The following is a 24700-nucleotide window of genomic DNA, read 5'->3' on the forward strand; positions in this document are numbered from 1 at the left end:
TTGAATGTATTTTTAGGAGCATTAATCATATCACTAGGATTTAACTCAAAAACAGCAATACAACAATTATCTGAGAACTAAAAAATTCAGGCCCCTAAACAATTATAAATGAATATGATAAATATAAAAAATAAGAAATTTTAGCCCGAATTTTATTCAGAAAATTTCAGGCCCCTAAATTATTTTAGTTTAGTTTTTAAAATTTTATGATAAACTATATATTAGATTAAAAATAAACTATTTATAAATAATTATAAATATTTTAAATTTTATTTTGATTAATAGATGGAATGTTTTATTGGTGGAGATTTACATGGTTAACAGAGTTATTGCAGCTATTATTTCATTTGTCTTACCTGGTATTGGCCAAATGATTCAAGGTGAATACAAAAATGGATTCATGATATTTATTCTATCATTAATTATTTTTGGTTTAATAGATTTCATAACCGAAAATTGGGTTGCTGAAATAGCATGGTTTATAATTGGTATTGTGGCAGCTTATCTTGCTTATCAAATGCCTGAAAGATAATTTTTCTCATTTTTAATATTTTTATTTTTATTTTTATTTTTTAATATATTTTTTAAATTTTTATGCTTTTTTTTACTAATTTTTATGTGATATAATGGAAGTATTTGATATTATTATTGTTGGTGGAGGCCCAGCTGGTTTAACTGCAGGAATATACGCGGGTCGTCAAAATCTCAAAACATTAATTCTTGATAAAGAGTTAGCAGGTGGTCAGGCTCGAGAAGTTCCTGTTATTGATAATTATCCTGGATATGAAATGGAAAGTGGACTTAATATTATTGAAAAAACTAAAAAACAATGTTTGAAATATGCAGAAATTCATGAAGGGGAAATGGTTAATAATATTTCAAAAGATGGAGATCTATTTTTAGTTGAAACAATCAAATCTAAATATTCATCAAAAGCTATTATTTTAACAACAGGAACTAAACATCGTCCATTAAATGTTCCAGGTGAAGCTGAACATTTAGGTAAAGGTCTTTCTTATTGTGCAACTTGTGATGGAATGTTTTTTAAAGGCAAAGATATTTTAGTTGTTGGTGGAGGAAATACTGCTGCAATTAATAGTATTTACTTAAATGATTTAGGTTGTAATGTTACTTTGGTTCATAGAAGGGATGCTTTAAGGTGTCAAAAGGTTTTAGAGGATAAATTAATAGAAAATAATATTAAGATAATTTGGAATACTACTGTTGATGAGATTTGTGGTGAACCTCTTTTATCAAGTGTAAAACTCTTAAATAAAGACGGAACTAAATCTGAAATAGAAGTAAATGGTTTATTTGTTTCAATTGGTGAAGAACCAGCAAATAAACTAGCAACTAATTTAAACATAGATTTAAATGATGATGGCAGTATAAATGTTGATAAAAATAATAGAACTAATTGTGATTTGGTTTATGCTGCAGGAGATATTACTGGTGGGTTAAAGCAATGGATTGTAGCATGTGGTGAAGGTGCAGTTGCAGCTATTAGTGCATATGATGATCTGCTTTCTAATGACTTAATTTAGTTTATTATTATTTTATTTTAATATTTTTTCATTCAACATTCAATACTTTTTATTAATTTCATTTATTTTCTTTAAATTAGTTTCAGCTTTTTTTTATTTTTTTTATTTTAGCTTAGTTTATGTTTTTTTATTTATTTTATTTTTTTAATTTAATTTTATTTTATTATTTTTCTTTAAATTAGTTTTAGCTTTTTTTTATTTTGTGTGTTCTATTTTTTATTATAGAATATTTTATTAATTAAAAGAATAAAAATTTATATTAATGATAATTCTTATAAAAGCGAAAAAATTGTGGGAAATGTATCCAATAGGTTCTGTTAAAGGGGCTTTAAACAGTAAAAGAACTCCTAGTTTTATTGGTACTTTAAAATTTAAAAAAGATGAAAATGGCAAAAACCATCTAAATAGATTTATTGCTAATTTTAATGTTAATGAGAATTCATCTTTATATGAGAAATTTTATCCTCCACAAGAAGCTATTAAAATACTTAAAAGCCAAATTGTTTTCATGTCTACACATGATGATGAAATGGAAGAGTATTTAGATTCAATTGATGTTAGCTATAGATTTACTACAGTATGTAGTCATTGTATTTTAGAAAAACAAATTACTATTATTAATTCTGATTCTTCATATAAATTTCATAACCAAAGAATTTGTAAGCAATGTGGTGAAGATGCTATTAAAAGGGAACTTAAACTAAGAGGTTATGATAAAAGAGTCTTTAGGAATTTTAAAAAAATACTTGGGGAAACTAGTGATTTGGAAACAGTTTTAGACATATTATCTCCTAAATTTGATCCATTAAAACATCCTGATCTAACTTTATATGATAGGGTTAAAATAGATAATACACAAAAAATTCCAGATATTGATATGAGTAGACTTAAAATTCCTAAAAATTTTCGTGAGATATTAATTAATGAAGGTAATAAGAAACTTTTACCTGTACAAATATTGGCTATAAAAGAAGGTCTTCTTAAAGGTGAAAATCTTCTGGTTGTATCTGCAACTGGAAGTGGTAAAACATTAGTAGGGGAAATTGCAGGTATACCTCAGGTTTTAAATGGCAAAAAATTCATATTTTTAACACCTCTTGTAGCACTTGCAAACCAAAAATATAGAGATTTTAAAAGAAAATATAGACCTTTAGGGATGGAGGTTTCAATTAAAGTTGGAAGAAATAGGGTTAAGGCTAAAGGTGAGTTAAACCTTCCTGATAAAAGCATATCCGATTCTAACATTATTGTTGCTACCTATGAAGCTTTAGATTATATGATTAGAAGTGGAAATCATAATGATTTAAAAAATCTTGGTGTTTGTTTAATCGATGAAATTCATATGATTGATGATGAACAGAGAGGTTCACGTTTAAACGGTCTAATTAAAAGATTAAAATATTTATCTCCAGATACTCAAATTATAGGCTTATCTGCTACTGTTAAAAATCCAGATTATTTAGCAGATAAATTTAATATGCAGCTTGTACAGTATTCAAATAGGCCAGTGCCACTTGAACGTCATTTAAGTTTTGTAAGAAATGATGCTCAAAAACGAGAGATTATGAGAAGACTTATTATTCAAGAACATCACACTAAATCTTCAAAAGGTTATAAAGGTCAAACTATTATATTTACAAATTCTCGTCGTAAGACTACACAAATTGCTAAATTTTTAACTGATAAAGGTATTAAAGCAGGATTTTACCATGGAGGTTTATCTTATTATAAAAAAGAAAAAATTGAAAAGGATTTTGATGAAGGTAAACTTGAAGCTGTAGTTACAACAGCTGCATTATCTGCAGGTGTAGATTTTCCTGCAAGTCAGGTCATATTTGAAACATTACTTATGGGTAATAAATGGATATCTCCTAATGAATTTTCACAAATGATTGGAAGGGCAGGCCGACCAAGTTATCATGATAGGGGTGTGGTTTATTTACTTCCAGAAATTGGGAGAAGGTTTGATGAGGAATCAGAAGAGTCAGTAGCTTTAGATCTTCTTGAAAGTGATACAGAAGATGTAAATATAATTTATGATGAAGATGATTTAAAAGAACAAATTCTTGCGGATGTCTCATCAGAGACTATCAAAACAAAAAGTGACTTAAAAGAATTTTATTCATCTGCAGATATTCCCACCGACCCTATATATATCTTAAAAATATTAATTAAACATGGATTTATTAGTACTGAAAACTCCAAATTAATGGTTAGTGATTATGGTCGCTCTGTTAGTAAAAGCTTCTTATCAATAGATGATGCAGAATTTATTAAAAAATCTTTATTTAATACAAATTACTTTAATGACTCATATTATATTCTAAATAATGTGGAGAGAATATTACATCCTTCAAGTATATACTATAAGGATATTGTTCGTAAATCTACTAATGTTGATAAAGAAAAATCAAATAAGATTTTTAAAATTATTGATAAAAAGGAACTTAATCAATTAAAAGTTAAAACCATTGGTATGGATTTAGAGTTATTTGATAGTGCATATCTTTCACCGGTTATTCATAATCAAATTGCTAATAAATTAAAGTTAAATATTTCTTCACGTTTATTTTCAGAATCAACACTTGATATTATTTCATCTGGAGATACTATTTCTAAATTGGATAGTAAATATCAGGATGCTTTAATTAAATTACAGCTTGATTTTTTAAGATGTGAGTGTATGGATAAACCTTTCTGTGATTGTCTTCAAAGAGGAATTTCATATTTAATTATAAATGAAAGATTAAAAGGTGAAGATCCAATTAATATTTCTAAAACTTTATTCAGTAACTATCAGATACATACATATCCAGGAGATATCTTTTCATGGTTGGACAATTATATTAAAAACTTAGATTCTGTAAAAAGAATAGCATATGCATTTGATAATAAAAAATTACAAGCTGAAGCTGAATATCTTATTAAAGAAATTGAAAATCCTCATAAATCCAATAATAATTCTAATAAACATTCTAAAGATAAATTTAATTCTACAAAAAAAGATAAGAATAATAATAACAATAAATCTAATGGGTCTAAATCTAAAAAGAATAAAAAAGGGAATAAAAATAAGGATAAGAATAAGGATAAAGATAAGGATGGGGATAAGGATAAAAATAAGAATAGGAATAAAAATAAGACTAAGGTTATGAATAGTAAAAATAGGGATAAAAATAAGAAGAATAAGGATAAAAATAAATATAATAAAAATAAGGGTAATCATAAGAACAAGGATAATTCAAATTCTAAATCTAAGTCTAAATCTAAATCAAATATAAAAGAGGATAATTCTGAAAATATAAATAAAATTTCTAATAAATCCAAGAAAACAACCGAAACTAATAAATCTAAAAATATTAAAATTAAAAATAAATCAAATAAAACAGATAAGTCCGTTAAAATTAAAAATAAATCAAATAAAACAGATAAAACTTCTAAAATTAATAATATTACTAATAATAATACATATCAAATTCCAAATAAAGTTATTACTAAATCTCAAGAGAAAACCAAATCTAAAATTAGTAAAAATAATAAGGTTTCTAAAGATAATTATATAAAAAACACCAATAATATTAAAAGTTCGAATGATAAAAATAATAATAGTAAACAAATTAAAAAATATACAGTTAGGAATAATGATAAAAATATTAATAATATTAATGAAACCATAGTTAAGGTTCAGAAAATGAAACAATCAACTAATGAAAATAAGGACTATAAAAAGGTTACTAATAAAATCAAACCTTCAAAGAAAGATAATGAGAATATTAACAATAAGGATTATAAAAATACCTGTAACTAATTTTTATAGATTTATTTGTTAAAAAAATCTTCTGTATATTGAATATATGTATAATATTTTAAAGGTCTTGTTTGCACCTATTATTTAAAATAGTCAGTATTCCAATTTTACATAAAAGCATAAAATATTTTAATTGAAAAAATTAAATAATATATATGCAATTGCCCAAACAAATTAAATTTACATTTACTAATCTTATAGCAACTATCCGTATTTTTAATTGTATTGGATAATATTATCATTTTAAAGTTTATTTTAAGTTATTTTAATTTAAAAACACTTAATAATATTTTTTAATATTATTATTTAATGTGTAATGTTTAAATTTAAATTATCTAAATAATATTTAAAATTGTTTAAATTTATTTTAGCTAATTTCAGAATTAAAAAGAAATATTGGTTATGAAAAAGATTAATTATTTTTAATTGATGTTTATTGGCATAAATTTTTTAATATATTTAAAAAATAGTCATCGTAAAAACAGATATTAATTTATTATTTGTCTAGATTAGCCCTTATTTTGATTTAATTCCAATTTGAATGGTTTTAAACTTTTATTAGAATTTTTTATCTTTAAATATTATTTAACATGTTTTATTTAATTTATCTTAAATCTTTAAATGATAATATTTTTATTGAACACTATTTTTCTTCGTTATTACCTTTTTTATACATTTTAGTATTGTTTAGTGTCTTAAATAGTTTATTATTTCTTTTTTTTTTAATCGTTCATATGATTTAATCTATAATGTTTATAGAATAATATTCGATTTGTTTCAACTTATAGATGATTTAATTTAGTTAATATTAATTATATTCAATTTACTTCAAGGTATTCTATTCCCTGATCTTTTATAACTAAGTTATTTTGATATTTTTCACTAATTGTTTTAATAATGTCCTTATTATTAGATGCAATAGTATAGCTAACTTGTTGAGCGTAGTCTTTTTTAATTATGTTAATATTGTATTTTCTAAAAGCAGCTTCAATATCTTTAATATCCCGATAATCAAATAGGGCTTCATATATATTAAATGATTCCATATTCACTATTTCTGCCTCTTCAAGAGCAGTTAAAACAGCATGAGAATATGCTCTAACCAAACCACCGGCACCTAATTTTACACCACCAAAATATCTTGTAACAATTGCAACAATATTGGATAAGTCGTTTTTCTCTAATACATTTATCATAGGTTTACCTGCAGTTCCGCTAGGTTCTCCATCATCATCATAACCTCGAGAATCACTTACAATATGGGCAGTACAGTTATGTGTAGCATCGCCATATTTAGTAGATATGTCATTAATTATTTCTTTTACTTGACTTTTATTTTTTGCAGGATAAATTCTTGCAATAAAATTAGATTTTTTAACATTTATTGAAGCTTCTACAGCTTTTTTAATAGTTTTCATATTCCTCAAACTTTTTGTGCTTGTAATTAAATATTTAATTTAAAAATATATTCACTTTATTTAATTAAAAATATTTTATAAATACTAATAATAACAAAATATTAAAATATAAGATTAACAAATATGTTTATATAATTTATAATAAAAATATTTATTTAAATTTATTAAATTTATATTATTATAAATAAATTAACAAAGGGATATTATGTCAAATAAAACAGCAATAATTTCAGTTTTTTTAATAGTTGGTTTAGTTGCTTGTGGTTTAGGTAATATTGCCGCTTTGGTAACTGGTCCTTTAAATGTTCAGTTTCCAACCAATAATGACACTGCTATAGTAGCTACAAATTCTGATGCAAATTATACATCTATAAGTGATACAATCTCACAAGATTCTAATGTATATGAAGTATCAAGTGATAATTCACATACTGACACTTCTACTTATAATGATAACACTCATCAAGATAATACTCATGATAATACTCGAGGTGATGATGGTACTGATGATGGTGGTAGTGACACTCCTGATGAAAATCCTGATGACAGTGGTTCAGATTCTGGTGGGAAATCTCAAGATAAACAAAATTAATTTATCATAATTTTATAGTTTAGGAGGTATTATTATTCCTAATAAACAAGAAATAGACTATATGTTAAAATCTTTAGAAGAAGATTATCAGGCAGGTAATATTTCAGAAGAGAAATATAATAATCTTTATAATAGATATCAAAATGTTTTAAATAAAATAGGTAATGATGAAATCAACTTCAAAAAGGCATTTAAACCTAAATCTGCACCTTCTAGAGAACAATATATCTATGATAATGATAACTATGATGATGTTGAAAATGAGGGTGAAGATTTTATTTCTGAAAACTATAATATCTTAATGCCCCTTTTAATTGTTCTTTTAATTGCATCCTTTATATCTGCTATTTATATATTATTATTTTTATAAATCAATAAATTGATTTATAAACTTTTTTTTAAGTTTTTTTTTAATTATTAATTTGATTTTTTATATTTGCTTTTTTTTATTTTATTGTTGATACAAATATTTTTTTAAAATATTTAGGATAATAAGTTTTTTCTAATTTGAAGGATTATTTCAAATAATTTTTTTTAAAAAAAGTATGATTAATCAGGAATTTTTAATTTTAATAGTCTAATAGTTTTTCTATATCGAGTAGTACAGAGTTAATTGCTAAAGATAATAGTTGTTCTCCATAAACTTCATCCATATACACACCATTTTCTTCAATGTCTTTTGCACCATTTTCAATACCGGGGTCATTTTCACGTGCTTTTGTAAATGCATGTAGACCAATCTCCCCATATTGATCTAAATTTCCCTGATTTTTCACTTGACTATCTTTAACTATTCCTAAAATTTTTCCCATTGACAGCTCACCACTGCCTCCATGTGGACCTTCAGTTTCAATTAGCTTATTGTTAAGTATTATATCAACATCAGCATTAGTTTCAATATCATATAAATATTCAAATACTGGTATATTTCCACCATGACCATTGACAATTATTACTTTTTTAAGGTGTAAATATTTTTTTGCAGATTTAATAAGATATAATATCTCGTTAACAACTTCTTCTATACTATTATGTTCTCCGTGGTCTATCTCATCAAGTTCATATGAAGGATAAACAACACCTAAATATTTTGCTCCACTTAAAAGTGAAGCATTAAATGCAATATAGGATGCAATTTTTGCATCAGTATCTATTGGTAGTGCAGGGCCATGATTTTCTAAATGTGATCCTAAAGCCAATATACCAATTTCATGAACTTTTTCATCTCTTACATTTCCTGCATTAAATCTTAAACTTACCATAAATTAACCTTTAATATTTTAATCTTTTTTATTATTCTTTTTTAATATTCATATTATTCATAAAAAACAAAATTGTAATTTTTAATCAATATTAATAAAAAAAGAAAAATAAAATCAAGTATATTATATTTCTATTAAATCAAAGAGTTTTATTTCTATAAAATAAAGATATTATATTTCTATTAAATCAAAGAGTTTTATTTCTATAAAATAAAGGATATTATAATTTATATATAATAATGATTTATATTTCTAAATTCCAAATATCATCACCAACAAAGTGTAATGATTTAATTGCTTTTCCCTTAGAAGATTCAACCATTTCCGCTCCGGTTATTAAACTTTCACCTATTGCAAGAGGTTTATGATTATTAACATCTTCAATTACAACAATATCTCCTACTTCAATATTATCATCTGCCTCAACAATTCCAGGAGACATAATATCTGCACCATTGGTTACAAATCTTACAGCTCCCATATCTACTACTACTTTTTTATTTTCTAAATCTGAATTTGAAAGTATTGCCTTTAAAGTAGGATATGGAATATTGTCAATCATTATTATATAAGGATCTCCATTGACCAGAATATAGTTATAATCATCTGTTTCTAAAACTTCAACTTTATCTTTATTATTTATTAAAGAACCATAATATCCTAATTCATTTTTAATTTCTTTGATTCTTTTCTTCTTTAAATAATATCTTTTTTTAATTATCAAGATTAGCACCTAATTAATTATTATTAGTATATAATAATATTAATTTTAAATAATATACAATTTTCCATTGTTAATATAAAATAAAATTTCTATTATTTTATTATAAGTTTATTAATATTAATGTAAAAGTTGTCTTACTATTAGAGATTAATTATTAATTTTTTTATTTTAAAAATTATACTTAATATTAATTATTTTTTTCATATGCCTATATATACAATATCAATTATTGAATATTGATATAAATAATTTGTTTAAATTCATATAAAAATTATTGAAATATTATAGAATTCATAAAAAATAAGTATATTCTATTTTTTTAAAATGAAATATATGTAATAGGGAAATTGATGTAAATTTTTATTTATTTTTTATTATCACATTATTAATAATCTAGAAATCAGGAATAATTTTTATATTTAAAAAAACAATTATCCATAAAGACTAATATAATCAATTAAAAAAAACTTAACCTTTATATACTACTTGTTACATAAATTATTTTGTTATAGTTACTAAATTTATAATTATAGTTTTCATTTTTAAATTAATATTTGAACTATAGAGTTTAGTAAGAGAAAAAACATTGATTTTAAATTTAATATGCCTTATTTAAATTCAATTTATAATTTAGATAGTTTTTTAATTTAAATTTAAATCATATAAATTAATTATAGTAATATAGGTGATTATCGTGAGCGGACAACAAAATGTTCAAAGACCACTTGATGCATTAGGAAAAGCAACTAACTCCCCAGTTTTAATTAAACTTAAAGGAGATAGGGAATTCAGAGGTATATTAACTAGTTTTGATTTACATATGAATTTAGTTCTTACTGATGCAGAAGAATTAAAAGATGGAGAAGTTGAAAGAAGATTAGGTACTGTTCTCATCAGAGGAGACAATATAGTATATATCTCTCCATAAGCTGAATATATTACTAATTTGAATTTATTAATATTGGAGTTTTATATTAATTAGCTATTGCTATATTAAACTTCATATCATTATACTAATTTTAATAATTTGAGGAGGAATAATAGTGAAAGGAACCCCTAGTATGGGTAAAAAGAATAAAAAGACCCATATAAGATGCAGAAGATGTGGAAGAAACACTTACCATATCCATAAAAAAGTCTGTGCTTCTTGTGGATTTGGAAGATCTAAAAAAATGAGAAGTTACAATTGGCAAAATAAAAAATCAGTTACTGGTCAAAGATTAGTATAATTTTATATTTAATTTTAAATATTAAATATTTATTTTAACTAATAAGACTTTTTTTTAACATTTAACTATTTTTATAGTTAAATTATTCTATTTTAATAGTTATTCTAATAATAACTATTTTTTAAAATCTTTTTTTTATAAAACTATTTAAAAAGAGAATTTTATATATTTTCTAATGTTTTTTATATTCGTAATTTATTTTAAATTAAGAAAACTTTTTTTCTAATAATTTAAATATTTTCTAAAATTTCTAATTTAAGTGGCAGTTTACTCAAATTCTATTATTTTTTGATCTAATTTTTGATTTATTTCTTTTAGGAGTTTAGCATTTTTTCCAGTTTTATTTAGTATCATTGTTAAAATAATATCTGCCTCATTTTCTATGTAATTTTCATCTAATTCTTCACTAATACTGTCCCATAAATCAACAGCCCAATTTTTCTTACCATCATAAACTACATCAATCAGTTTAAGACTACCATCACTGACCCTGATTAATCTATAATCCGATTTTGGTTTAGATTTTTTACCTTCCTTATTACAATCAAGATATAATCCATTAGGGATTTCTTCTTTATAGTCTCCATTTTTTATGAAATCGCCTTCAATAGAATAACCATTTGTACATGATTTATCTATTCCACTAACTACTTTTAACCATCCCCCAACTTTTCTAAAATTTATGGATGGATCAAGATTTGTAATTTCATTTGACCAATTGAGAAGCATAATCTCACTTAAATTTTATATTTTTAAAAAAATAAAGTATAAATTAATATTTATTAATTTAATACTTTTTGAGGTTAAAAATAATTAAAAATTTTAATTATTTTAAAATATTATTTATGTAAAATGATATTTTACAAAAATAATCTTTTCAATAGAAAAGAAGTTTTAATTACCAATCAAATAATTGTTAGTTATTATATAATATTTTCATTTTCCAAGAGCATATGAAAACAAATATTTAAATAAAATTTTTTACTATTTTCATATAATTATTAAAATTTTATAAAAAATTTTAATTTTGTATATGAAATTTAGAAAAAATCCATTATTTCAATAAAATTTACAGTAATTTCCATATATTTTATTAAAATTTTATAATGATTTTAATTTTGTATATGAAATTTAGAAAAAATAGTTAGTATTATATATAATTAAAATCTTATAATTAATTAGAATTACATTAATTAACTTTTTTTAGGAAAATTTAATTAATCTAATTCAAACATTAAATATAGTGGTTTAATGGAAGAATTATTAGAAAAATTTGATATCGTAGCAAATAATATTAATATTTATAAAATAGCTTTTATACATAGTTCTTATTCTACAACACATGGCCTTAGTTATGATTATGAACGTTTAGAATTTTTAGGTGACTCTGTATTAAGTATGGTTGTTGCTGACTATATTTTCCAGAAATATCCAAATTCTGGTGAGGGAAATTTAACAAAAATGAGAGCAAATTATGTTTGCCAATCAGCTTTAATTTATTATTCTAAACAACTAGGATTAGATAAATATACTAAAATTAATACAGAAGAACATAGTATGTCACATAATGAAGTATTATCTATATCAGCTGATATTTTTGAATCATTCCTTGGAGCAATATATATAGATCAAGGAATAGAGAAGGCTAGAGAATATCTTGAAAATAATATATTTAAATATATTGATATGGGTAAAATATTTTTCTACGATTATAAATCAATTATTAAAGAATATGGGGATGCTAAGGAAGTTCCGGTGGTGTTCCTCACGATAAAACATTTGTTATTCAAATACTTGTTAATGGACAACCTTTAGGTCGAGGAACTGGAAAGAATAAAAAAGAAGCAGAACAACTTGCAGCTCAACAAGCTATTGAATATTTAAACATAAATTAAATTTTTTTAATTAATATTTTTTTTTAAAAAATATTAATTCTTTTATTATTTTACTACTTTTTTACTATTTTTATTTTATATTAATCCTTTTTTTATAAAATTCTTTTATTATTTTACTACTTTTTTACTATTTTTATTTTATATTAATCCTTTTTTTATAATTATAAGCTCTATTTTGAATATTAACCAAATTTAAATTATAAATTTTATTTTATTCTTAAAAAATCTTCTCTATCTATTTTGCTTTTTTATCTTTTCTATTTAATGTTTTAAAAAGTTTTAATTTAAAAAACTTTATATACATTAATGAATAATTAAAATTTGAACTAAATTTTTATAATATGATAAAATGTGGTAAAATAAAATAATAATCAATTACTATTAGTTGGTTATTTCATAGGTACCAATGTTGCATTTACGGCTTTTCCATTTTTTAATTGGTTTATTTTCCCTATTGCAGGATTAATTTGGGGGCAATATTTTATTAGAGTAAAAGATAAAGAAAGATTTTTTAAATTCTGGCCCATTTTTATAATTGTTTCTTTAATATACATTATTCTATATTCAAAGTTCGTGGTATTAGATTCTACAACTTCAAGTAATATTGATGGATTTTATTATTATATGGACATAATAGATGTTGTATTTTGTTTAATATTTGCTCATGGTATGATAGGCTTATGTTATAAATTATCTAAATATTTGTCTGAGAATATTACTAAAGCATATTCAACTGTAAGTAGTAATATTACCTTAATATATGTTGCATAATGGTTTTTTTATACCTTTAGTCGTAACATTGTTAGTTTATACATTTAAAAACATTGTATTTAATGATGCACTATGTACAATAATTTCAATAGTGATTTTAATTTTATCTACTGTCTTTTCAATATATTATAAGAAATTAAAAATAAAATTAAAAAAATTGAGTGATGTAAAAAATACAAATATAAAAAAGTATTGTATGTGTGTTTTAAAAAATAGGGGTAAGTAAAAATTAACTTATAAATATTGTTAAAAATTGTTATAAATTAAGATAGGTAAAAAATTTAATTAATAAAATATGGTTAAAAAAAATAGTCTATGAATTTACAAAGTCAAAAAAATATAAAGAAGGAATATTTTAATCAGTAATTACTTACCAAATGACTTAATTGGTCGGTACTTATGATTCCTTCAACTTTCTGATCATCTGTGATTACAGGTAAACATGAAATATCATATTTTTTCATCTTATTAGCTACTTCACCTATTGGATCATCAGCTTTACATGATTGAACATTTTTAGTCATTATTTGTTTTAAATCATCACAGTTTGATGCTATAGATTTAGATAAATCCCATGATGTAACTATTCCTATTAATTTATCATCTCTAAGTATAGGTACATGAGTTAAATGTTCTTCAACCATGATTTTTGCAGCATCTTTTAAACTTGCATTTTCATCTAATGTTGAAAATGATCTAATCATTATATCTGCTACAACATTATCTGATAAAAATTTACTTACAATATAATTTAATTGGTCATATTCAATAAAAAATGCATCATGTCCTTTTGTCGATTTAATTTCTGAAAAATGTGCTTCAACACCATTAGCTTGTAAGGCGGTTAGTATATCTAAACTTTGTGTTGAAGGATATAACCAATCAGAATCAATGGATATTAATTGTGTTTTAGCTTTAAGATTTTTAAGACCATCTCTTAATGAATTATTTTTATATAAATCAAAATAATCTATAGCTTTTGTAATTATAAGGTATGTATTTGCATCAAATCTTTTAACAAAACTTTCTCCTTGATGATGAAGATAACTTTCAACTTGAAAATCAGGTATAGGGTCAAAATTATAACTTAATTCTTGTTTGTCTTGAAGGTCACGTCCAAATTTTTCATACATTGCAGTTTCTGATAGGTAGGTAATGTGTGCAACCATTCTTGCAACGGATAGGCCTGCTTCTGGTTCTTGGTTACCATAATAGTCTCCACCGTTCCAATTTGGATCTTTTACAATTGATTGTCTTGCTACCTCATTAAATGCTATTTGTTGAGGTGAAGTTCTAGCAGTGGTTGCAATTGGAACTATTTTTTTTACAAAATTTGGATATTCAACTGCCCATTGGAGTACTTGCATTCCCCCCATAGATCCGCCTATTACACAGTGTAGGTATTTAATATCAAATGCATCAACTAATTTCTTTTGGGTGTGTATCATATCTTTTATTGTAATAAATGGAAAATCAATACCATATTCTTTACCAGTTTCAGGATTGATTGATGAGGGTCCAGTTGTTCCAGAACATCCTCCAAGTACATTTGAACAGATGATAAAGAATCGGTTTGTATCTAATGCTTTTCCAGGACCTATTATAATTTCCCACCATCCTGGTTTTTTATCTCCTGCATGCCATCCTGCTGCATGAGCATCTCCACTTAGTGCATGACATACAAGTATGGCATTATTTTTTTCTTTGTTTAATTGGCCATATGTTTCATAAGCAATAGTGACATCATTTAATGTTTGACCTGACTCTAATTTCAATTCTTCTTTTATTTTAAAATATTTAGTTTCACTCATACCTACAGATTTACTTTTCATTTTAATCACACAGTATTAGGTATTAAATTACTAAAACTATAAAAATCAATTTAAAAACTATTTTTAGTATAATTAATATTATTTTATAAAATATAATTTAATTAATAATTTTATTTAATGATTATTTATTTATTAATTTAATTATTATTAGTATTATATATAAACTTTAATTATTAATTTATTTTTCTTATTATTTATTGTAGATTTATTTTATACTTTTTTTAATTTTATCTTAGATCAATTATTTTAATTTTTATTTACTCTAAAATTTATCTTTTTTTCCACTATTTATTAAATCATATTCGTTTTATCTTATTTAATCTAAATTAACTATAGTTATATTTATTATCTTTAAAAAGATATTTATAAAATAATATAATTATTTAAACTGTAAATTTAAAAATGAGAATATTATAAAAAAATAAGATTGATTATATATAATTACATAAATTAATTTATAATTATATTATTAATAATTAATTTAGTTATATATTCCTTCATAATTTTATGATTGATTAGTGATTCATTAAAAATAATTTAATAATTATTTTAATATTATTTCATGATTAAATCTGATCATTTCATATTTGATATGATTATTTTATGATAAGATTATTTGTTAAATGATGGATTAAAAAATATTAAATAATAAAGGATAATTAATAAAATGCATTAATGAATTAATAGAATTTAATTATTAATATTAATATGTATTAAATATAACTATGAATAATAAATATAACTGATAAAATGAATAAAAAATGCCCTAAATGTGATAGTGATAATAATATAAGTGCAGAATATTGTCTAAAATGTGGACATCGTTTTCAAGATGATCATCCTCATTATAAACCTGTAAAATTCAAGGCACTTAAATGTCCTCAATGCCATCATACAATTGAAAATTTAAGTTATGGGTTTTGTACTAGATGTGGATATGAATTTCAAAAACAGGAAAACAATGTTACATATAACTTTTTAGAAGTAATTCCACAATCTGAATATGAAAAAACAATAAAAGCAGGTTACTTTTTAGCTATATTAATACCTATTGTAGGTTTAGCTATTGGAATATATAATTTTACACGTAAAAACAGTCCAAGTGCAAGACATTCAGGTTTAATTCAAATATGTTTATCCTTGTTATTTTTAATGATGGATATCTTGTATATTATTATTATATTAAATATAAATATTTAATTAGGGTATATTTAATTAAATTTCATTATTTTTGTTAATTTATTTAATTATTAAATAATTTTGCTGATTTAAATAGTTACTTATTTATTATTATTATTTTTAATTTTGTAATTTATATTTAATATTACTATATTGCTGTAATATAGAAAAAAATAGATAATTGGACAAATAATTTCTTTTTTTATTAAATTCTTTGTTAAAATATATATTAAATGTCCGTTTATAGTAATTATTCTACTGCTTTATTTAATGCCTGATTTAAATCATCAATTATATCTTCAACATTTTCAATACCAACAGATAATCTAATAAAATCAGGTGTTACTCCACTTGCAACTTGTTCTTCTGGAGTTAAATTAGAATGTGTAGTACTTGCAGGATGAACCACTAATGTTTTGGTATCAGCAATATTTGCAAGATGACTAGCAAGTTCAACATTTTCAATAAACTTCTTACCCTCTTCTATTCCTCCTTTTATGCCGAAACCAATAATACCTCCATATTTGCCATTTAGGTATTTTTTAGCTCCTGCATGAGCCGGTGAAGATTCAAGTCCTGGATAATTTACCCAACTAACAGAAGGATGTTTTTCTAAAAATTTAGCAACCTCCATTGCATTTTCACAATGTTGGTTTACACGTAGTGATAAAGTTTCTAAACCTTGCATGAGTATCCATGCATTAAATGGACTTATACATGTTCCTATATCCCTCATCATTTGTACACGTGCTTTAGTAATATATGCTTTTTCTTTAAAGTCTTTAGTATATATTACACCATGATAACTTTCATCAGGTTCTGTAAAATCTGGAAATTTACCATTTGCCCAATTAAAATTACCACTATCAACAATAACTCCACCCATAGTGGATCCATGTCCTCCAATATATTTGGTTGCAGAACTAACTACAATATCAGCACCATATTCTATAGGTTTTACTATAGTTATTGCAGAGGTATTATCGACAATTAATGGTATATCATGTGAATGTGCAATATCTGATAATGCTTTAAAGTCAGGTACATCTAATTTAGGATTTCCAATAGATTCGCAGTATATTGCTTTTGTATTATCTGTAATAGCATTTGTAAATCCTTCTAAATCTTGGGAATCTACAAATATAAAATTAATTCCCATTTTAGAAAATGTGTTTTTAAATAATGTAAAAGTACCACCATATAAATTATCAGCTGAAACTATTTCATCACCACATTTAGCAATATTAAATATTGCAGTAAAAATAGCAGATAATCCACTTGATTGTGAAAGCGCACCTACACCTCCTTCTATTGCATTTACACGCTCTTCAAAAGCAGCATTAGTTGGATTATTTAATCGAGTATAAATATTACCTTCTCTTTTAAGTGCAAATAATTCTGCAGCATACTCTGGACTTTCAAAAACATAAGAAGTTGTTTGATATATTGGCAGTGCCCTTGCACCTGTAGTAGGATCTGCATTTTCTTGGCCTGCATGAACTTCTAATGTGCGTGGTCCATATTTTTTATTTTTATCCACTTATATCACCTAAATACAATTTTATATAATATGTTTGAATTAACAATATTTTAAATTTTAGTATTATATTTGTTATTTTTTAATATTAACTGTATATAAATAATGATTCTTATTATTATATTTATTATTTTTTAATATTAACTGTATATAAATAATGATTCTTATTATTTAAGAATAAATAAGCTATTACTTAAAATGTACCTATATTTATAGATTAATGGTAATTTTTTTATTATTTTGCTTAAAAAATCTTTATTTTAAAGGTATATTACTATAAAATTTATAAACAATAACTTTAATATAAAGAAATAATAATTATAGAAAATTTGTATGGATAAGTTTATTTAAGAGAAAATAATTTGATATTATGTGTGGTATAGTTGGATTGAAAGGAGAGTTTAAAGCCGATACTATTCTTTCAATGATGAAGATAACAGAATCTAGGGGTATGGATAGTCATGGTATCTATCTTAAAAATGAGGAAAATATTATTTATAATAATAATTTTAAACTTTCTGATTTTAATGTAGATAAAAATACTTACAATATAGGTATTGGTCATAATTTACTTTCAATTTTTAATTTTTACAATGAAGATGAGTTTTTAAACTTTCAGCCAATTAAATACAATAATTTAATATTGTCATTTAACGGTGAGATATATAATTATAAGGAAGTTTTAAACTTTTTAAAATCTAATTTATATGATGGGCAGTCTCCAAAAAGTGATAGTGAGCTTTTAGTAAAGTTATTGTACTATTATTATAATAAAGATTATAATCTTTTAGATGCTGTAGAGCATACTAATCGTATAATTGATGGAGATTATGCATATTCTGTTTTTGATGGTGTAAATATAGCTGTTACAAGAGATAAAATTGGTGTAAAACCATTATTTTATGGTGAATATAATGGATTACAAGCTTTTGCATCTGAGAAAAAAGCATTATGGAAAATAAATATTAAAGATAAAATCAAATCTTTAAAACCAGGTTTCATATTATATAATTTTAGAGAATATCCTCCTAAAGATTTAATATATGGCTATGTTTCTAGTCAACATCATAAATATGAAACCTATAAGAAAAAATTAGATACACTTTTAAATAAATCTGTTAAGGATAGAATAAAAAATGTGGATGATATTGCTTTAATATTCTCAGGTGGTGTAGACAGTACATTACTCTTATATTATATCCTTGATAATTTAAATGAAAAACAAAACTTAACCTTATATACTGTATCTAATAATGATTCACAAGATTTAAAACATGCATGTAAAGTGGCAAAATCCTTAAATCAAAAATTAAAAGTAAGTTTAATTGATGAAGATACAGTTAGACATTACCTGGATAAAACCCTCCTTGCAATTGAAGAGGCAAATCTTATGAAACTTGGAGTAGGTATGACTATATTTATAGCTAGTCATATGATTTTTGAAGATAATATTAAGGTTGCCCTTTCAGGTCAAGGTGCTGATGAGTTATTTGCAGGGTATAACAGATATCGAAATACCTATGAGCTGGGATATACTGGAAAAGATGGATTGAAGTATAAGAGATTTAAAGCCGTAGAATGTGAACTAAGGCATGATATAGAAAATATTTATGATGTGAATCTGCAACGTGATGATGCTGTTAGTATGGCTAATGGTGTAGAGTTAAGAGTTCCATTTTTATCAGAAGAACTTGTTAAATGGTCATTAAATATTCCTGCAAAATATAAAATAAAAAATGCTGAAGACAATATACGCAAAAATATATTGAGAGATCTTGCATCAGATAAAGGAATACCTGATTATATTGCCTATCGAAATAAAAAAGCTGCTCAATACGGTTCAGGTATAGATAAAATACTAAGAAAAAAAATATTTAAGGATTTGGATATTAACCAGTACTATAATAAACTAATTGAAACAATTTAATATTGTTTTTCCTATTTGTTTAATTTTTATTATTTTTTTTTTAAAATTGAGGGCGGGACACGATTATATTTGGTCAAAAATCATTATAGTTTTGTATAAAAATATATTTAAAAATTAAAAAATATTTAATATTAAAACAGATATAATTATTAGATTTTTCTAAAACCTATTCATGACCCATCCTCAAATTATTTTTAATTAAAACAATATTTATATTGAATCTGTTTATTTATTGGCTTGAGGTTTATTTATGTATTAATTTTTCAGTTTTTAAATTAAAAATAATAATAAATAGACGGAAAATTTTTTGGGATGTGTAAAGAGTCAAAATTTAAATCACACAAGTTTTTATAATGCAACCATCACCATAAACTATTTTAATATCATTAATATATATAGATATCGTAGCTATTCGGGGGAATATATAATGGCAAATGACATAAATTTAGTTTAAAATTGTCTAATAATGAAATTAAGCAAATAAAAATTAATTATAATTTTAAAGAGTCAAGTTTTTTATGCCCCTCTCTATTAGAGATATACAGGGATGAAATTTTTAATGATAAGGGTAATTCATATAATAATCCTTTTAAGATAGAGTTAAATAAATCTTGTTCTGTAAATGAGATTAAGAATGTTGTTACTAAATTATTTGATATATTTCCTGTTTTATTAGCACATATTATTCGAAAAGATGATGATGTGTTATTGGCTTTTGATGGGGAGCCTCAGGTAATTATTGGTTCTTCTGATGATGTGGATTCTTTTATTTCTCCGTTTAATTTAAAGAAATCTTTATCTAAATTTTTAATTGTAGAAAATGAGGATGTTAATTTTTTATATATTGATTTACATCAGTTAATTTTTGATTATAATTCTTTAGACATTATTTTTGATACATTGTTATCCTTATTAGAGGGTGAAGATATTAATTTAGTTGATGATGGTGTTTTAAGGCAATTTTCTCTTGAAGATTTTTTAATAGATTCTGAATATAAAAATAATGCTTTAAAATTTTATGAACCAATTTTAAGTGATTATGATAATGTTTCTGATTTATTGCCTTCTATTAAAAATGAAAAAAACGCAGATTTCAAATATTTGACTTCATTTGACATAGATTCTAATATTATTAATTCATTTTTAGAGCATAATTCAATTTCTCCTAATAATTTTTTTGCTAGTGTTTTTGCTTATACCTTATCTCGTTTTGTAGGCAATGATAAGGTCTTTTTCAATATTGTTGAGAATGGTCGTGATAGGTTTAATAATTTTGATTCTATTGGTATGTTTGTAAATACTTTGCCATTATTGGTTAATTGTAAAAATCAGAATATTTCTTCTTTTATGGATTATATGTCTGATTTGATTTATAATGTAATGAATTACAATTATTATCCTTATAGGTTATTAGCTAAAGATTATGGTATTAATTCAAATATTATTTTCCAATTTATGCCTGAGTGGATTTATAAAAGTGATAATAGCCCTGATTATGTGTTTGAGGATGTAAAAGATAAAATTGTTGAGAATATGAATGATTCAATCAGTGATTTGGATGTTGAGCTTATTCAAAATGAAGATAATCAGTTTAAATATTAATTATTCTGATAAATATTCTATGGCTTTTATTGAGGTTTTTGCTAGGTCTTATAAGTTGATTTTACAGGATATGATTAGTGTTGAGGTATTAAGTGATATTTGTTATGCTTCTAATGATGATTTAAGTCTTTTAGATGAGATTAATGATACTGGCCATGATTTGTTATATGATGATATTTTAGATGCTTTTAATGAAAACTTAGGAAGATATCCTGATAATAGTCTTGTTTCATTTATGGACAGGTCTTATTCTTATGGTGAGGGTGCTTTTATTGCTGATAGCTTAGCTAAGAGATTAGTTGATTTAGGTGTTAAATCACAAGATATGGTTGCTTTTTTTACTGAATCTTGTGAAGATTATATGTTCTGTGTGTTGGGTATTTTATCTTGTGGTGGTGTTTTTGTTCCTTTGGATGATAAGCTTCCTGATGATCGTGTAAGTTTTATTTTAGATGATGCTGATTGTCGGGTTGTTATAGTTAGTGATGAAACTTATGAGAGAGTTCAGAATTTAAATATTAATTCATATATTTTAAATATATCCAATATTATTAATGGGGAATTCGGTGTTTTAAATCATTTACCTGTTGTTTATGGTGATTTGGCTTGTATTTTGTATACTAGTGGTAGTACTGGTGTTCCTAAGGGTGTTAAGATTACTCGTAAATCTGTTCTTAATTTATCTGCATTTTATGCGGATACTTATTTCTTTAGTAAGGATTCTGTTTATGGTTTATTTGCATCTGTTGGTTTTGATGCTTGTTATGAGTCTATTTTTGCTTCTATTTATGTAGGTGCTTGTTTGTCTGTTGTTCCTGATGATGTTAAATTAGATATGTTTAAATTGAATGATTATTTTATTAATCAGAATATTACTCATACTTTTATGTCTACTAAATTGGGCATGATTTTTATGGAGACTATTGAGGATACTTCATTAAAACTTTTGTCTGTTGGTGGTGAGAAGTTAGGTCTATTTGATTATCATAGGGATTACTGTTTAGTCGATGGTTTTGGGCCTACAGAGACTTTTGATTTTATTTCATCAATTAATTTTGAAGATAAAATTGATCCTTTTTCAGTTGGTTTTTTAAATTATAATACTAAAATTTATGTTTTAGATGATGAGTTGAGACGTGTTCCTATTGGTGCTGTTGGTGAGTTATATATTGCTGGTTATCAGCTTGCGGATGGTTATTTGAATCGTGATGAGGAAACCCGTTATTCTTTTGTTGATAATCCTTTTGATGATGATAATGACTTTGGTGTGTTGTATCGTAGTGGTGATATGGTGCGTATTTTGCCTGATGCTAGTCTTGGTTTTGTGGGTCGTCGTGATGGTCAATTTAAGATTCGTGGAAATCGTGTTGAGTTATCTGAAGTTGAATCTGTTATCCGTGAGGTTAATGGTGTAGTTGATGTTACAGTACAAACTATTGAAAAGGTTCTAATATTGAATTGGTGGCGTATGTTGTTTCTAATGAGGATAATAGTGTTGAAGAGGATATTAGGACTTATATTTTAAATAATAAACCAGAATATATGGTGCCTTCCTTTATTATTTTTATGGATAAAATTTCTTTTACAGTTAATGGTAAGGTGGATAAGAGGGCTTTGCCTGATGTGGATGTGGATGGTTTACATGCAGAGTATGTTGCTCCTCAAAGTAAAAATGAAAGATTGATTGTTGATGCTTTTGAAAGTATATTAGATCATAAAGGCCTTGGTTTATTTGATGATTTTGTTCGTCTTGGTGGTGATTCCATTGCTGCTATTCGTGTTATTAATTTCCTTCAAAAAAATAGTATAGCTTGTACTGCAAGGGATATATTAAAGTATAAAACTCCTTATTTAATTGCTCAGAATATTGTAGAATTTGAAGATGATATTAGTTATGGTGCTGTTCAGGGTGAAATTGATTTATTACCTATTCAATCTTACTTTTTTGATAGGATTTCTAAAAATGACTTTTCACAGCAGTTTATTTTGAAAACTAAAGAGAATATAGATGTAAATATTTTACAAAAGTCTTTAGAGGAGTTATTTAATATTCATGATATGTTACGTGCAGTTTATAATTATGATGATAAGGATAATCCTATCCAAGAGATTTTACCTTTAAACTCTCATATTTCTAATATTAATGAGTGTACTATAGTTGATTTTAATAATGAACTTTATAATCTATTTATTAATTCTCTTCATTCATTAGATATTGGTAAGAAATTGGTTGATGTTAGTCTTATTCATTATGGTGATGAGGATTATGTTCTTTTTGTTATTCATCATTTAATTGTTGATGGTGTAAGTTGGAGTATAATACTTGAGGATTTAACATATATTTATGATTGTTTAGTTAAGGGTAAATCTATTGATCTTTTAAGGCCTTATCCTTATAAATATTGGGTAGAGGATGTTAAGGATTTAGTTTATAATATTTCTGATAAGGAAAAAGAGCATTGGTTAAAAATCAATGAGTTATTGGACGATGAGAATATTAAAGGTAAAGAGAATACTTTTTCTTTTAATGTTGATATTGATTTTGATAGTGATAATTTGTTGTTTTTATCTGAGGAGGAGTGTTGGGCTTTGGCAATTGGTCGTGCTTATAAGAAGACTTATGGTAGGGATGTTATTTTTAATCGTGAGTCTTATGGTCGTGATGATAGTATTTCTAATGTTAATAGGACTGTAGGGTGGTTTACGAGTCAATATCCAGTGCTTGTTAATGTTTCTGCTGGATATGATGTTCTTTCTTTAGTCAAGGATGTTTATAGTATTAAAAATTCATTTAAGAGTATTAGTAATTTAGGTTTAAATTATGAATCTTTGATTTATATTACTGGGGATTTGGCCTATAAGCATTGTCCTGTTAGTTTTAATTTTTTAAGTAATGAATTTTTATTTGAAAATGATTTATTTGTATCTGTTAATGATTCTAATGAGGAAATTAGTATAAATCAGTATGATGATGATTTTTATGGCGTTAGTTTTAATATTTCACAGAAAGCTAATGGAGGGTATTTAGTTTCAGGTTCTTATGCTGGAGACACTTATATTGAAGATAAGTATCAGGTATTTGTTGAAAATATTATAGCTGAATTGGAATTTATAGCTGGTTATGATATTGATGATGGTATTGTTTGTAGTTTGTCTGAGCCTCAGATGAATGTTTATTTAAATGAGATATTAAAAGATATGGGTGTAGCTTATTCCACTGCAACTATCTATGAATGTGATTTAGATAGTTCTGTTGATGATATTAAGAATATAATTTATTCTATAGGGTGCTAGATTATTTAGTACGAGAAACTTGCACAAAACTCTTATTTTTACTAAATTCAATTAATTTAATTTTATTTTATAATGGTGTTTTCATA

At 24.4% G+C, this 24700-nt stretch carries 21 protein-coding genes; 15 read left to right on the plus strand and 6 right to left on the minus strand.

Annotated features, from left to right (window positions below; all coding sequences use genetic code 11):
- Positions 1 to 313: 313 nt before the first annotated feature.
- From QZ146_RS07090 to QZ146_RS07100, 3 genes are all read left to right on the plus strand, one after another.
- A complete protein-coding gene (locus QZ146_RS07090) occupies positions 314 to 532 on the plus strand; it encodes a hypothetical protein (protein WP_295723023.1) in 219 nt (72 codons plus the stop codon).
- Positions 533 to 626: 94 nt separating this feature from the next.
- A complete protein-coding gene (locus tag QZ146_RS07095; RefSeq protein ID WP_295723025.1) occupies positions 627 to 1544 on the plus strand; it encodes an NAD(P)/FAD-dependent oxidoreductase in 918 nt (305 codons plus the stop codon).
- A 298-nt stretch (positions 1545 to 1842) separates the two neighbouring features.
- On the plus strand, positions 1843 to 5352 hold the full coding sequence (locus QZ146_RS07100) for a DEAD/DEAH box helicase (RefSeq protein ID WP_295723052.1): 3510 nt from the start codon (positions 1843 to 1845) through the stop codon (positions 5350 to 5352).
- 818 nt (positions 5353 to 6170) lie between these two features.
- Here the strand turns inward: QZ146_RS07100 and QZ146_RS07105 are convergent.
- A complete protein-coding gene (locus QZ146_RS07105; RefSeq protein WP_295723027.1) occupies positions 6171 to 6770 on the minus strand; it encodes a YigZ family protein in 600 nt (199 codons plus the stop codon).
- A gap of 205 nt (positions 6771 to 6975) precedes the next feature.
- On the opposite strand from QZ146_RS07105, the gene QZ146_RS07110 reads away from it, so the two are divergent.
- The gene (locus tag QZ146_RS07110) at positions 6976 to 7362 is read left to right on the plus strand and encodes a hypothetical protein (protein WP_295723029.1); all 387 of its coding nucleotides are present in this window, start codon (positions 6976 to 6978) and stop codon (positions 7360 to 7362) included.
- A 61-nt stretch (positions 7363 to 7423) separates the two neighbouring features.
- Positions 7424 to 7732, plus strand: coding sequence for a hypothetical protein (locus QZ146_RS07115; protein WP_295723030.1), 309 nt, complete (start codon positions 7424 to 7426; stop codon positions 7730 to 7732).
- A gap of 199 nt (positions 7733 to 7931) precedes the next feature.
- Here QZ146_RS07115 and arfB read toward each other — a convergent pair whose 3' ends face one another.
- Positions 7932 to 8624: a 2-amino-5-formylamino-6-ribosylaminopyrimidin-4(3H)-one 5'-monophosphate deformylase gene (gene arfB / locus QZ146_RS07120; protein ID WP_295723031.1), complete on the minus strand. Its 693-nt coding sequence runs from the start codon at positions 8622 to 8624 to the stop codon at positions 7932 to 7934.
- 244 nt (positions 8625 to 8868) lie between these two features.
- Positions 8869 to 9348 carry an RNA-binding protein gene (locus tag QZ146_RS07125; protein ID WP_295723033.1) on the minus strand — a complete coding sequence of 160 codons (480 nt, stop codon included), beginning with the start codon at positions 9346 to 9348 and terminating at the stop codon, positions 8869 to 8871.
- Positions 9349 to 10042: 694 nt separating this feature from the next.
- On the opposite strand from QZ146_RS07125, the gene QZ146_RS07130 reads away from it, so the two are divergent.
- Both QZ146_RS07130 and QZ146_RS07135 read left to right on the plus strand, forming a co-directional pair.
- Positions 10043 to 10276, plus strand: coding sequence for an LSm family protein (locus QZ146_RS07130; protein ID WP_295723034.1), 234 nt, complete (start codon positions 10043 to 10045; stop codon positions 10274 to 10276).
- A 112-nt stretch (positions 10277 to 10388) separates the two neighbouring features.
- Positions 10389 to 10577: a 50S ribosomal protein L37e gene (locus QZ146_RS07135; protein ID WP_295723054.1), complete on the plus strand. Its 189-nt coding sequence runs from the start codon at positions 10389 to 10391 to the stop codon at positions 10575 to 10577.
- A 267-nt stretch (positions 10578 to 10844) separates the two neighbouring features.
- Here QZ146_RS07135 and QZ146_RS07140 read toward each other — a convergent pair whose 3' ends face one another.
- Entirely contained in the window at positions 10845 to 11306 is a 462-nt protein-coding gene (locus tag QZ146_RS07140; protein WP_295723035.1) for a hypothetical protein, read from the minus strand.
- A 522-nt stretch (positions 11307 to 11828) separates the two neighbouring features.
- On the opposite strand from QZ146_RS07140, the gene QZ146_RS07145 reads away from it, so the two are divergent.
- From QZ146_RS07145 to QZ146_RS07155, 3 genes are all read left to right on the plus strand, one after another.
- Complete coding sequence (locus tag QZ146_RS07145; RefSeq protein ID WP_295723037.1) at positions 11829 to 12392, plus strand: ribonuclease III family protein; 564 nt, start codon at positions 11829 to 11831, stop codon at positions 12390 to 12392.
- Complete coding sequence (locus QZ146_RS07150) at positions 12368 to 12472, plus strand: putative dsRNA-binding protein (protein ID WP_295723056.1); 105 nt, start codon at positions 12368 to 12370, stop codon at positions 12470 to 12472. Before QZ146_RS07145 ends, QZ146_RS07150 begins: the two co-directional genes overlap by 25 nt.
- Positions 12473 to 13045: 573 nt before the next feature.
- Positions 13046 to 13243, plus strand: coding sequence for a hypothetical protein (locus tag QZ146_RS07155; RefSeq protein WP_295723038.1), 198 nt, complete (start codon positions 13046 to 13048; stop codon positions 13241 to 13243).
- A 359-nt stretch (positions 13244 to 13602) separates the two neighbouring features.
- Here QZ146_RS07155 and QZ146_RS07160 read toward each other — a convergent pair whose 3' ends face one another.
- On the minus strand, positions 13603 to 15075 hold the full coding sequence (locus QZ146_RS07160; protein ID WP_295723040.1) for a homoserine O-acetyltransferase: 1473 nt from the start codon (positions 15073 to 15075) through the stop codon (positions 13603 to 13605).
- Between the two features lie 750 nt (positions 15076 to 15825).
- On the opposite strand from QZ146_RS07160, the gene QZ146_RS07165 reads away from it, so the two are divergent.
- Positions 15826 to 16275 carry a zinc ribbon domain-containing protein gene (locus QZ146_RS07165; RefSeq protein WP_295723042.1) on the plus strand — a complete coding sequence of 150 codons (450 nt, stop codon included), beginning with the start codon at positions 15826 to 15828 and terminating at the stop codon, positions 16273 to 16275.
- 229 nt (positions 16276 to 16504) lie between these two features.
- On the opposite strand, the gene QZ146_RS07170 is transcribed toward QZ146_RS07165, so the two are convergent.
- On the minus strand, positions 16505 to 17794 hold the full coding sequence (locus QZ146_RS07170; protein ID WP_295723043.1) for an O-acetylhomoserine aminocarboxypropyltransferase/cysteine synthase family protein: 1290 nt from the start codon (positions 17792 to 17794) through the stop codon (positions 16505 to 16507).
- A 367-nt stretch (positions 17795 to 18161) separates the two neighbouring features.
- Here QZ146_RS07170 and QZ146_RS07175 point away from each other — a divergent pair, with 367 nt between their 5' ends.
- From QZ146_RS07175 to QZ146_RS07190, 4 genes are all read left to right on the plus strand, one after another.
- A complete protein-coding gene (locus QZ146_RS07175) occupies positions 18162 to 19718 on the plus strand; it encodes an asparagine synthetase B (RefSeq protein ID WP_295723045.1) in 1557 nt (518 codons plus the stop codon).
- 456 nt (positions 19719 to 20174) lie between these two features.
- Positions 20175 to 21320, plus strand: a complete 1146-nt coding sequence (locus tag QZ146_RS07180; protein WP_295723047.1) for a condensation domain-containing protein — start codon at positions 20175 to 20177, stop codon at positions 21318 to 21320.
- The gene (locus tag QZ146_RS07185; RefSeq protein ID WP_295723048.1) at positions 21277 to 22845 is read left to right on the plus strand and encodes an AMP-binding protein; all 1569 of its coding nucleotides are present in this window, start codon (positions 21277 to 21279) and stop codon (positions 22843 to 22845) included. Before QZ146_RS07180 ends, QZ146_RS07185 begins: the two co-directional genes overlap by 44 nt.
- Positions 22782 to 24614, plus strand: coding sequence for a condensation domain-containing protein (locus tag QZ146_RS07190; protein WP_295723050.1), 1833 nt, complete (start codon positions 22782 to 22784; stop codon positions 24612 to 24614). The genes QZ146_RS07185 and QZ146_RS07190 overlap by 64 nt, the downstream gene beginning before the upstream one ends.
- Positions 24615 to 24700 lie beyond the last annotated feature (86 nt).

This window comes from uncultured Methanobrevibacter sp. (genome assembly GCF_905235195.1).
Lineage (GTDB): Archaea > Methanobacteriota > Methanobacteria > Methanobacteriales > Methanobacteriaceae > Methanarmilla.